Origin of the sequence: Streptomyces sp. NPDC102283 (assembly GCF_044766265.1) — a bacterium.
Taxonomy (GTDB): domain Bacteria; phylum Actinomycetota; class Actinomycetes; order Streptomycetales; family Streptomycetaceae; genus Streptomyces.
On record NZ_JBIWLQ010000044.1, the window covers coordinates 1 to 11,862 of the forward strand.

The following is an 11,862-nucleotide window of genomic DNA, read 5'->3' on the forward strand; positions in this document are numbered from 1 at the left end:
CCCTGACCCGGAAACACCAACACCACACGACCCGACGACACACCGCCGCCCCGCACCAGCCCCGGCACCGACCGGCCCTCAGCCAGCGCCTTCACGCCGTCGATCAGCCGGTCCGGTCCGGTTCCCACGACCACGGCCCGCCGCTCGAAGGCGGTACGTGTGAGGGCGAGGGCGCGGCCGGTGTCGGCGGCACGCAAGGGTCCTGGGCCGGCGCTCAGGTGTGCCAGCAGCCGGGCCGCCTGGTCGCGCAGCGCCTCGTCGGTACGCCCCGACAGCACCCAGGGCAGCGGACGCGCATCGCCGCCGGCCGCGGGTTCGGCCTCCGGTTCGGCTTCCTCCGCCGGGGCCTGTTCCAGGATCAGATGGGCGTTGGTGCCGCTGACGCCGAAGGCGGACACACCCGCCCGGCGCGGGCGTTCCGAGTCGTCCCAGGCGCGGGCCTCGGAGAGGATTGCCACGGCTCCCGAGGCCCAGTCCACCATGGGCGTCGGCCGGTCCGCGTGCAGGGTTCTGGGCAGTTCGCCGTGCTCGATCGCCAGCACCATCTTGATGACGCCGCCCACTCCGGCCGCCGCCGAGGTGTGGCCGATGTTCGACTTCAGCGAGCCGATCCACACCGGCCGGTCCACCGGACGGTCCTGCCCGTACGTCGCCAGGAGCGCCTGGGCTTCGATGGGGTCGCCGAGGGTGGTGCCGGTTCCGTGCGCCTCCACCACGTCCACCTCGGACGCCGACAACCCCGCATCCGCCAACGCCGCACGGATCACCCGCTGCTGCGACGGTCCATTCGGCGCGGTCAGGCCGTTGCTCGCGCCGTCCTGGTTCGTGGCCGAACCGCGGATGACGGCCAGCACCGGGTGCCCGTTGCGCCGGGCGTCCGACAGACGCTCCAGCAGCACTACACCGGCGCCCTCGGACCAGCCCGTGCCGTCCGCCTCCGCCGAGAACGCCTTGCACCGTCCGTCGGCAGACAACGCGCGCTGGCGGCTGAACGCCACGAACGCGTCGGGGGTCGCCATCACCGACACCCCGCCGGCCAGGGCCAGCGTGCAGTCGCCCGCCCGCAGGGCCCTGATCGCCAGGTGCAGGGCGACCAGGGAGGAGGAGCAGGCCGTGTCCACGGTCACCGCGGGCCCTTCCAGGCCCAGGGTGTAGGCGATCCGGCCGGAGACGACGCTGCTCGCGGTCCCGGTGTCCAACAGGCCCTGAACGTCGGGGAGGTGGCGCGAGCCCGCGCCGTAGCCGTTGCCGATCGCCCCGAGGAAGACACCCGTGCCGGTGCGCCGCAGCGTGCGGGGGTCGATCGCGGCCCGCTCGACCGCCTCCCAGGCGGTCTCCAGCGCCAGCCGCTGCTGGGGGTCCGTCGCCAGGGCCTCGCGCGGCGAGATGCCGAAGAACTCCGCGTCGAAATCGGCCGCGTCGTGGAGGAAGCCGCCGTGCCGGGTATAGGAGGTACCGGGCCGCTCGGGGTCCGGGTCGTAGAGGCCCTCCAGGTCCCAGCCGCGGTTGACCGGCCAGGCGGAGACCGCGTCGGCGCCCCGGGAGAGCAGATCCCACAGCAGTTCGGGTGTGTGGGCGCCACCGGGGTAGCGGCAGGCCATGGAGACGATGGCGATCGGTTCGTGGCGGGCCTGCTCGGCTTCGCGCAGCTGCCTGCGGGCGTCGCCGAGGTCCGCGGTGGCACGCCTGAGGTAGTCGAGCAGCTTCTTGTCGTCGGACATCAGTGCCAGCTCTCTCTCAGGAATTGCCGAAGTCGTTGTCGAGCAGGGCGAACAGCTCGTCCGCTGTCGCCGTTTCCGTCGCCGTGGTGGTGTCGTCCACCGGCCCGGGCGGTGGAGCCTCGCCGTCCGACGCGTCGGCGCGCCGGCCCCAGCCGCGCAGCAGTTCGTTCAGTCGTTCGCCGACCCCGTCGGTGTCGGCCGCTCCGGGCGGAACGGCCGAGAGGAGCGCGTCCAGCCGTTCCAGCTCGGCCAGCAGCGGCGAGGGCGGTTCGGGCGCGGCGGTCAGCTCCGCGTCCAGGTAGGTGGCGAGCGCCTCGGGCGTCGGGTGGTCGAAGACGACCGTCGGCGGGACGGTCAGCCCGGTGGCCTCGCACAGCACGTTCCTGAACCGCACCGCGAGCATCGAGTCGAAGCCGACCTCGGAGAAGGAGCGTTCCGGGCGCACCGGACCGGATCCGGGGTGGCCGAGGACCGCGGCCGCGTGCCGGATGACCAGGTCGAGTACCGCTTGACGGCGTGCCTGCCGGTCCAGCGGGGCCAGCCGGGCGGCCAGTCGTACGGCGGGGGCGCCGTCGTCGTCGCCCGCGGCCTCCGAAACACCCTCGACCGGTACCCCGGTGATGGCCGAGGAGGCCGTCCGGCCCGGTGTGGGCAGCCAGTACCGGTCGCGCTGGAAGGGGTACGTCGGCAGCGGCAGGGGTGCCGGGCCGCCCGGGACCGAGACCCCCGTCCAGGGCGACCAGTCCACCGGACCGCCGCCGGCCGCCCACGCCTCGGTCAGTGAGGCCAGCAGCCGGTCCCGGCCACCGTCGCCGCGCCGCAGCGTGCCGACCGCCGACACCTCACGCCCGGCCTCCGCGGCCACCGCCTCGATCCCGGCGAGCAGCACCGGATGCGGGCTGACCTCGACGAACAGGGTGTGACCCGCTTCCAGCAGGGTGCGGGCCGCTCCGACGAAGTCGACCGGCTCGCGCAGGTTGCGGTACCAGTAGGCGGCGTCGAGCGATTCTCCGGCGACGGGTTCGCCGGTCACCGTCGAGTGGAGCGGGACGGCCGAGGCGCGGGGGCGTATCCCGGTGAGGGCTTCGCGCAGTTCGTCCTCGATCTCGGCGACCTGGGCCGAGTGGGCCGCGTAGTCCACCGGGATCGCCTTGGCCCGTACGCCTTCCCGGTCGCAGGCCGCGAGCAGGGCGGCCAGCTCCTGGGACTCCCCGGCGACGACCACGGCTCCGGGGCCGTTCACCGCGGCCACGCACACGCGTCCGCCGGCGGGCAGCAGGCTCGTGGTCCGCTCGGCGGACGCGGCGACCGACACCATGCCGCCGCGCCCAGCCAGCCTCAGCAGTGCCCGGCTGCGCAGCGCCACCACGAGGGCCGCGTCGTCGAGCGACAGCGCTCCGGCGACGCAGGCGGCGGCGATCTCGCCCTGGCTGTGTCCGACGACCGCGTCCGGGGTGACCCCGGTGTCGCGCCAGTGCGCGGCCAGCGCGACCATCACGGCGAAGAGCACCGGCTGGACGACGTCCACGCGGTCGAGCGTCGGTGCGCCGGGCACGCCGCGCAGCACCTCGGTCAGGGACCAGTCGGTGTGGGGGGCTAGCGCCCGTTCGCAGGCGGCGATGGCGGCGGCGAACGCCTCGGAGGTGTCGAGCGCCGCCACGGCCATGCCGGCCCACTGCGAGCCCTGGCCGGGGAAGACGAAGACCGTGCGGCCGCCGCGCGCCCGGTCCCGCACGGCGTCGGGCGCGGGTTCTCCCGCCGCGAGGGCGTCAAGCCAGCCGAGGAGCGCGTCGCGGCCGCGGCCGGTGGCGGCCGCCCGGAAGGGCAGGGCGGGGCGGGTGGTGGCGAGCGCGCGGGCCGGTCCGGCGGCGTCCCCGTCGGGGTCGGCCCGCAGGTGCTCCCCCAGGCGGCGTGCCTGTCGGCGCAGGGCCGCGGGGGTCATGGCGGAGAGCAGCCACGGAACCGTGGTCCCGGAGTCCTCGGACGGTTCGCCGTACGTGCCTCGGGGCAGTGGGGCCTCGGCGGCGGGTGCTTCCTCCAGGATGGCGTGGGCGTTGGTACCGCTCATGCCGAACGCGGAGACTCCGGCCCGGCGCGGCCGGTCCCCGTCCGGGACGTCCCAGGGGCGGGTGTTGGCGAGCAGCCGGACCGCGCCGGCCGACCAGTCCACCCGGCTGGACGCCTCCTGTGCGTGCAGGGTGCCGGGGAGCACGCTGTTCCGCAGCGCGAGCACCGTCTTGATGACCCCGGCGACTCCGGCGGCGGCCTGGGTGTGCCCGATGTTGGACTTCAGCGACCCCAGCCACAGCGGTCGGTCGGCGGGCCTGTCCTGGCCGTAGGTGGCCAGGAGGGCCTGCGCCTCGATGGGGTCGCCGAGCACGGTGCCGGTTCCGTGCGCCTCGACCAGGTCGATATCGGCGCCGGACAGTCCCGCCGTGGCCAGAGCGGTCCTGATCACCCGCTGCTGTGCGGGGCCGCTCGGGGCGGTGAGGCCGTTGCTGGCACCGTCCTGGTTCACCGCGGTGCCCCGTACGAGGGCGAGGACCGGATGCCCGAGGCGGCGCGCGTCGGAGAGGCGTTCCACGAGCAGTACGCCCACTCCTTCGCCCCAGCCCGTACCGTTCGCCCCTTCGGCGAAGGAGCGGCAGCGGCCGTCGGGCGACAGGCCCTGCTGACGGCTGAACTCGACGAAGACGTCCGGGCTCGCCATCACCGCGGCGCCGCCGACCAGGGCGAACGAGCAGTCGCCGGCGCGCAGTGCCTGGCCGGCCAGGTGCAGTGCCACCAGCGAGGACGAGCAGGCCGTTTCCACGGTCACGGCGGGGCCGCCGAGTCCGAGGGTGTAGGCGACGCGGCCGGAGGCGACGCTGGTGACCGTGCCGCTGAGGAGGTGCCCCTCGACCTCGTCGGACGGGTTCTGCGGGCCGGTGCCGTAGCCCTGGGCGGCGACGCCGACGTAGACGCCGCCCTCGCTGCCGCGTACCGACGCGGGATCGAGTCCCGCCCGCTCCAGTACCTCCCAGCTGGTTTCGAGCAGCAGTCGCTGCTGCGGGTCCATGGCCAGTGCCTCACGCGGGGAGATGCCGAAGAACTCCGCGTCGAACTCGGCCGCCCCGTCCAGGAATCCGCCGCCGGTGGTGTAGAAGGTGCCCGGGTGCAGGGGGTCCGGGTCGTAGAGGGTGTCCAGCGACCAGCCGCGGTCGGCGGGCAGCGCGGCGACCGCGTCCACTCCGTCGGCCACCAGTCGCCACAGGTCCTCGGGCGAGCGGACGCCGCCCGGGAATCGGCAGGCCATCGAGACGATCGCCAGGGGCTCGTCGGCCGCCGCGGGCCCGGCCGTGCCGGTCGTGCCGTCGGCGTCCGGTTCCGTGCCGCTCAGCCCGGCGAAGAGGTGCGCGGCGAGGGCGGCTGCCGTCGGGTGGTCGAAGACGGAGGTGAGCGCGAGCGGCAGAGCGGTGGCCGCGACCAGCCGGTTGCGGAGTTCGACGGCGGTGAGCGAGTCGAAGCCCACCTCACGGAACGGGCGGTCGGCTGCGAAGCCGACGGCCGACTCGTGGCCCAGCACCGCGGCCGACTCGCTCCGGACCAGCTCCGTCAGCAGTTTGCGACCCTCGGGCTCGGACAGCCGGTGCAGCCGGTGCAGCCACGACGGGTCGCCGCCCGTACCGGGTCCGGACCCGGCGGAGGTGTCCGCCGCCGCGGGGCCGCCGTGCGCCGCCCGGGGCTCGGGGACGGCCGGCAGGCCGCGCAGCAGCGCGCTGTCCCTCACCGAACCGAAGGTGGGCGCGAAGCGGCTCCAGTCCAGCTCGGCGACGACGGGTTCACCCTCGCCCAGGGCCAGCGCCAGGCCGAGCGCGGAGAGCGCCGCCGCGGGGGCCATCGGCACCAGCCCGTGGCGGCGCAGGCCGTCGCCCACGGCGCCGTCGGCCATGCCGGCGCCGGCCCAGGGGCCCCAGGCCACCGAGGTCGCCGTCAGGCCCCGGCCACGCCTCGCCGCGGCGAGGCCGTCCAGGTAGGCGTTGGCCGCCGCGTACGCGCCCTGGCCGCCGCTGCCCCAGGTGCCCGAGATCGAGGAGAACAGCACGAAGGCGTCCAGCGGGCGGCCTTCGAACAGGGCGTCGAGGTGGGCCGCGCCGCGCGTCTTGGCCGCCGTCCGCCGGGCCAGTTCCTCCGGCGTGCAGTCCATCAGCGCGGTGTCCGAGGTGAGTCCCGCGGTGTGCACCACGGCCCGTACGGTGTCGCCCTCGTCGTGCAGCCGCTCCAGGACCCGTTCCAGCGCGGTGCGGTCGGCAACGTCGCAGGCCAGTAGGGTGCTCCGGGCGCCGAGCGCCGCCAGAGCGTCGATCAGCTCGTCGGCTCCGGGAGCCTCGGGGCCCCGTCGGCCCAGGAGGACGAGGTGTTCCGCGCCGCGCACCGCGAGCCAGCGCGCCACCTGGGCGCCGAGGCCGCCGGTGCCGCCGGTGACGAGGACCGTGCCGCGCGGCGTCCACGGTGCGGGCGCGGGGGTCGCGGGCTCCGGCGCGGGGACGAGCCGGCGGCCCAGCGGTACCGGCGTGCGTACGGCCACCTGGTCCTCGCCGTCCCGTCCGGCCAGCACCGCGCACAGCCCGTCCAGCGCGGGCCCGTCCAGCAGGTCCGGCAGGTCGACCAGGCCGCCCCAGCGCAGTGGGTGCTCCAGTGCCGCCACCCGGCCCAGGCCCCACACCTGGGCCTGCTCGGGGCTGACCTCCTCCGTGCCGTCGGCCGCCACCGCGCCGCGGGTGGCGCACCACAGCGGTGCGTCGATGCCGCTTTCACCCAGTGCCTGCAGCAGCAGCAGGGTCCCGGTCAGGCACGCGTCGAGCGTCCGCAGGCCCGGGTGGGGCCCCTCAGCCAGGGCCAGCAGGGACAGGATGCCATCCACGGCGCCGAACTCCGGTAACAGCAATGCCAGTTCAGTGCGTTCGACGGCGGCGCCGATCCGGATTACGACCACGTCGGCGCCATGTCCGGCGAGGGCCTGTTCGCAGGCGAGTGCGGTGTCCTCGGCGCCGGGCCCGTCCGGCGTGACGAGCAGCCAGCGACCGGAGAGGCGTGGCTCCGCGGGCGCGGTGAGCGGCTCCCATGCGATGCGGTAGCGGTGGGGGCCGGCGGGGACCGCGGTCCTCCGGCGGCGCCAGGCGGCGGGGGCCGGGTCCAGGGCGGCTTCCGGCCAGAAACGCCTGCGCTGGAAGGCGTAGGTCGGCAGGTCGACCCGCCGCACGTCGGTGCCGCTCCAGCCCGCCGACCAGTCCACCGGCACGCCGCGCAGGTGCAGCGAGGCGAGTGCGGTGCGGACCGCGTCCGGCTCGCCACGGCCGTCGCGCAGCAGCGGCACCGTCCCGGTGCCGCCGGGGACGGGAGTGGCGGTGGGGTCGGGCAGGCAGGCGGGGAGCATGCCGGACAGCACGCCGCCCGGTCCGAGTTCGAGGTACGTCGTCGCGCCCTCGTCCCGCAGCCGACGGGCCCCTTCCAGGAAGCGCACGGTGCCCCGGACGTGGCGTACCCAGTGGTCAGGGGAGCGGAGTTCCGCGGCCGTGGCCGTACGCCCGGTCAGGTTGGAGACAATCTCGATTTCGGGCGCGTGGTAGGTCAGCGACTCGGCCACGTCCCGGAAGGCGTCGAGCATCCCGTCCATCCGGGAGGAGTGGAACGCGTGGCTCACGCTCAGACGGCGGATGCGCCGTCCTCGGGAGCGGAACGCCCCGGCCAGGCGCCGTACCGCGTCCGCGTCACCGGACAGGACCACCGAGGTGGGCCCGTTGACGGCGGCGATGTCCACCGCTTCCCGGCCCGGGTCCTGATCCGGGTCCCGGACCGCTTCCCGCACCGGGACGGGGTGCCCGGTGCGGTCGTCCAGCAGGGCCCGGCGCACTTCCTCCTCGGTTGCCTCCACCGCCACCATCGCCCCGCCCTCGGGCAGTTCGTCCATCAGCCGTCCCCGGGCCGTTACCAGCGCGCAGGCGTCGGGCAGGTCCAGCACGCCCGCCGCGTGGGCGGCGGCGAGTTCGCCGATGGAGTGCCCCATCAGCAGGTCGGGCCGCACACCCCAGTGCCGTACGAGCCGGAACAGCGCCGTCTCCAGGGCGAACAACGCGGGTTGCGTGTACCGGGTGCGGTCGAGCAGGTCCGCACCCGGGGTTCCCGGCCCGGCGAACAGGATGTCGCGCAGGCTCAGGTCAAGATGCGGGTCCAAGCCGGTCAGCACCTCGTCGAGGGCGTCGGCGAACACCGGGTCGTCGCGGTAGAGCTCAGCACCCGCTCCGGCCCGCTGGCTGCCCTGTCCCGGGAAGAGGAAGGCGGTCCGGCCGGAGCGTACGGCGCCGCCGGTGAGCAGTCGGCCCGCTGCCGTGCCGCGCGCGAGTGCGGTGAGAGAGCGCCGGACGGACACCCGGTCCCGTCCCAGGACGGCGGCCCGGTGTTCGAGCGGGGCTCGTCCCGTGGCGAGCGAGTAGGCGACGTCCACCAGTTCGACGTCCGGGTCGGCATCGAGTCGGCTCACCAGCCGGCCGGCCTGCGCCCGCAGGGCCTCTGGTGTCCTGGCCGAGAGCAGCAGCGGCACGGGTGGGCCGGTACGGCGGGCGGTGGGGGTGGCGGTGACCGCCGCGATGGCCATCGCGGCGGTGGCGGCGGTGTCCGAGGTGGGCACGGCCGAGGTGGCGGTCCGGTCCCGGGTGCCGGTCCCGGCCGGGGCGGGCACGACCGCGATGACAGGCGCCTGCTCGATGATCGTGTGCGCGTTGGTGCCGCTGATGCCGAACGACGACACGCCCGCGCGACGCGGGCTCCCGGTCTCCGGCCACGGGGTGCGCGCGGTGAGCAGGCGGATGCCACCGCCTGACCAGTCGACGTGCGGGTTCGGTGTCCCGACGTGCAGGGTTCCCGGCAGTTCGCCGTGGCGGATGGCCAGCACCATCTTCATCACCCCGGCCACCCCGGCCGCCGCCTGGGTGTGTCCGAAGTTCGACTTCACCGAGCCGAGCCACAGCGGACGGTCCGCCGGGCGGGCCGGTCCGTGGACGGCCTGGAGCGCCTGCGCTTCGATGGGGTCGCCGAGCCTTGTGCCGGTGCCGTGGGCCTCGATCGCGTCGATCTGGTCGGCTCGTAGTGCGGCGTCGGCCAAGGCGGCGCGGATGACCTGCTGCTGGGACGGGCCGTTGGGGGCGGTGAGCCCGTTGCTGGCGCCGTCCTGGTTCACGGCGGTGCCACTGATCAGCGCGAGTACGGGGTGGCCTTGGCGCAGGGCGTCGCTGTGGCGCTCCAGCAGCAGCACTCCGGCGCCCTCGCCCCAGCCCGTGCCGTCCGCCTCCGCCGAGAACGCCTTGCACCGTCCGTCCTCGGCGAGCCCGCGCTGACGGCTGAACTCCACGAAGAGCCGCGGGGTGCTCATCACGGTCACCCCGCCCGCAAGGGCCTGCTCGCAGTCACCGCGCCGCAGTGCCTGCACGGCCAGATGCAGCGCCACCAGCGACGAGGAGCACGCGGTGTCGACGGTGAGCGAGGGCCCCTGGAGGCCGAGAACATAGGACAGCCGCCCTGACAGCACGCTGGCCGTGTTCCCGGTCAGAAGATGGCCCTCGGATACTCCCTCGGCGCCCTCCAGCAGCGCGGAGTAGTCCTGGCCGTTGGTACCGATGTAGACGCCGACCTGCCGGTCCTTCAGCGCGGTCGGGTCCTGCCCGGCGCCCTCGACCGCCTCCCAGGCGGTTTCCAGGAGCAGCCGCTGCTGCGGGTCCATGGCCAGGGCCTCGCGCGGCGAGATGCCGAAGAACTCCGCGTCGAACTCGGGGACGTCGTGCAGGAAGCCGCCCTGCCTGCTGTACGTGGTGCCGGCGCGGTCGGGGTCCGGATCGTACAGGCCCTCGGTGTCCCAGCCCCGGTTCGACGGCCAGTCGCCGACGGCGTCGGTGCCCTCCGAGAGCAGGCGCCAGAAGTCTTCGGGGTGTGCGATCCCGCCGGGGAAGCGGCAGCCCATGCCGACGATCGCGATCGGCTCGTTGCTGCCGGACTCCACCACTCGGCCCGCCCCGGTCCCGGCGGTGCCGGCCGTGCCGCTCGCCGCGCCCCGCAGGTCCAGGTCCGCGAGCAGACGGTCGGCCAGTGCCGACGGTGTGGGATGGTCGAACAGGACGGTGGCGGGCAGGGCGAGTCCGGTGGCGGTGACGAGCCGGTTGCGCAGTTCCACCGCCGTCAGCGAGTCGAAGCCGAGCGCGGAGAAAGCCTTCTCGGGCTGGACCATGTCGACGTCGGGGTGGCGCAGGACCGTCGCCGCGTGGGTGCGCACCAGTTCGGTGAGGGTCCTGACCCTGTCCTCGTGGCGCGGCAGTACGGTGACCTGCTGCCGCAGCGCGTCGGCGGAGCCGCCGCCTTCCCGGGCCGCCGGCGGTACGGCCGGGTCTGGGACGGGCGTCGCCGCGGCCGGGTCCGGTATCCCGTCGAGCAGGGCGGCGGACCGCAGGCCCATGCCCGCGGTGAAGCGCCGCCAGTCGACATCGGCGACCACGACCAGCGCGTCGTCCTCCGTGAGTGCCCGGCCGATCGCGGTCACGGCCGTTTCGGGCTCCATCACCGGCATGCCGAAGTCCCGCAGTCGCGCGGCGACATCGTCCGCCAGCATGCCCGGCCCGGCCCAGGCGCCCCAGGCCACGGCCGTGCCGGGCAGCCCGGCCGCCCGGCGGGCGGCGACGAGTGCGTCGACGGCGGCGTTGGCGGCCGCGTAGTTGCCCTGCCCGGCGTTGCCCACGACACCCATCACCGACGAGAACACCACGAAGGCCGACAGGTCGAGACCCGCGGTGGCCTCGTGCAGGTTCCGTGCGGCGGTCAGCTTGGCGCGCAGCACGACGGCGAGCCGCGCGGGGTCCAGCGCGTCGAGCACACCGTCGTCGAGGACTCCCGCTGCGTGGATGACGGCGGACAGCGGGTATCGCGCCGGGATGTCGGCGACCAGCGCCGCCAGTGCGGCCGGGTCGGCGACGTCGCAGGCCGCGAAGGCCACTTCGGCGCCCAGCGCCGTCAGTTCCACCCGCAGCGCGTCCGTGCCGGGTGCGTCGGCACCGCGACGGCTGACCAAGAGCAGCCGCTGCGCGCCCTGGCCCGCAAGCCAGCGCGCCGTGTGCGAGCCGACTCCACCGGTGCCACCGGTGACGAGGACCGTGCCCTGCCATCGGGGCCGTGGCCCGGCGGTCGGACCGTTCTCACGGGCCTTCGGCGGCACGGACGGAGGGGCGGGCCGGAGACGGCGTCCGTGGACCCCGGTGGAGCGCACCGCCACCTGTTCCTCATCGGCCGCGGCTCCCGCGAGCACCGCGCACAGGCGGCGGGCAGCCCGTACGTCCAGCGCCTCGGGCAGGTCGACCAGACCGCCCCGCCGGTGCGGGTGCTCCAGTGCCAGCGTCCGGCCCAGGGCTGCCGACGCGGCCTGACCGACGTGTCCGGGCCGCTCCGCGCCGCCCAGGACCGCCGTTCCCTTCGTCAGCGTCCAGAGCCGGGCGTCGACGCCCGTGTCCTCCAGCGCCTGGACCAGCGCGAGGTTCAGCGCCGGACCGCCGGGCAGGTCGGGGTATTCGGGGTGGGGTCGCTCCTCCCAGGAGAGCAGCGACAGCACGCCGGCGATCGGCTGCTCCCCCACGGTCTGTGTGAGGAGGGATGCCAGTTGTTCGCGGGTCGCGCCCGGATCGGCGACGACGCAGGGGAGGACGTCGGCTCCGGCCGCGCCGAGGGTGTCCAGGACGGCCGCCGCGTCGTCGCCCTCGGGGCGCAGGGCGAGCCAGCGACCGGCGAGGCCGTCCGCCGGCGCGACCGACAGAGGTGCCCAGGCAACGTGGTAGCGCCAGGATTCCGCCCTCCGCTCACGGTTTCTGGCGGAGCGCCAGGTCGCCAGGGCGGGCAGGACTTCGTCCAGGGCCTCACGGCCGACCCCGAGGGTTTCGGCGAGCTGGGCGGGGTCCTGTAGTTCCAGGTCGTCCCAGCGGTCCTCGGCAGGGGCGGCCGGGACGGCGGCGGGGGCCGTCAGCCAGTAACGTCGCCGCTGGAAGGCGTACGTCGGCAGCTCGACGCGCCGCGCCCCCGGGAACACACCCGACCAGTCCACCTCCAGGCCGCGCTCCCACGCACGGCCCAC

Annotated in this window: 2 protein-coding genes; both read right to left on the reverse strand. The window is 75.1% G+C overall.

Annotated elements, in window-relative coordinates; translation table 11 throughout:
• Positions 1-1,721 (reverse strand): type I polyketide synthase (locus ACIRJT_RS38650; protein WP_403919285.1); only part of this gene is annotated, 1,721 nt, incomplete at its 3' end.
• Positions 1,722-1,737: 16 nt separating this feature from the next.
• Positions 1,738-11,862, reverse strand: a 10,125-nt coding sequence (locus ACIRJT_RS38655) for an SDR family NAD(P)-dependent oxidoreductase (protein ID WP_403919287.1), incomplete at its 5' end; no start/stop codon positions are given.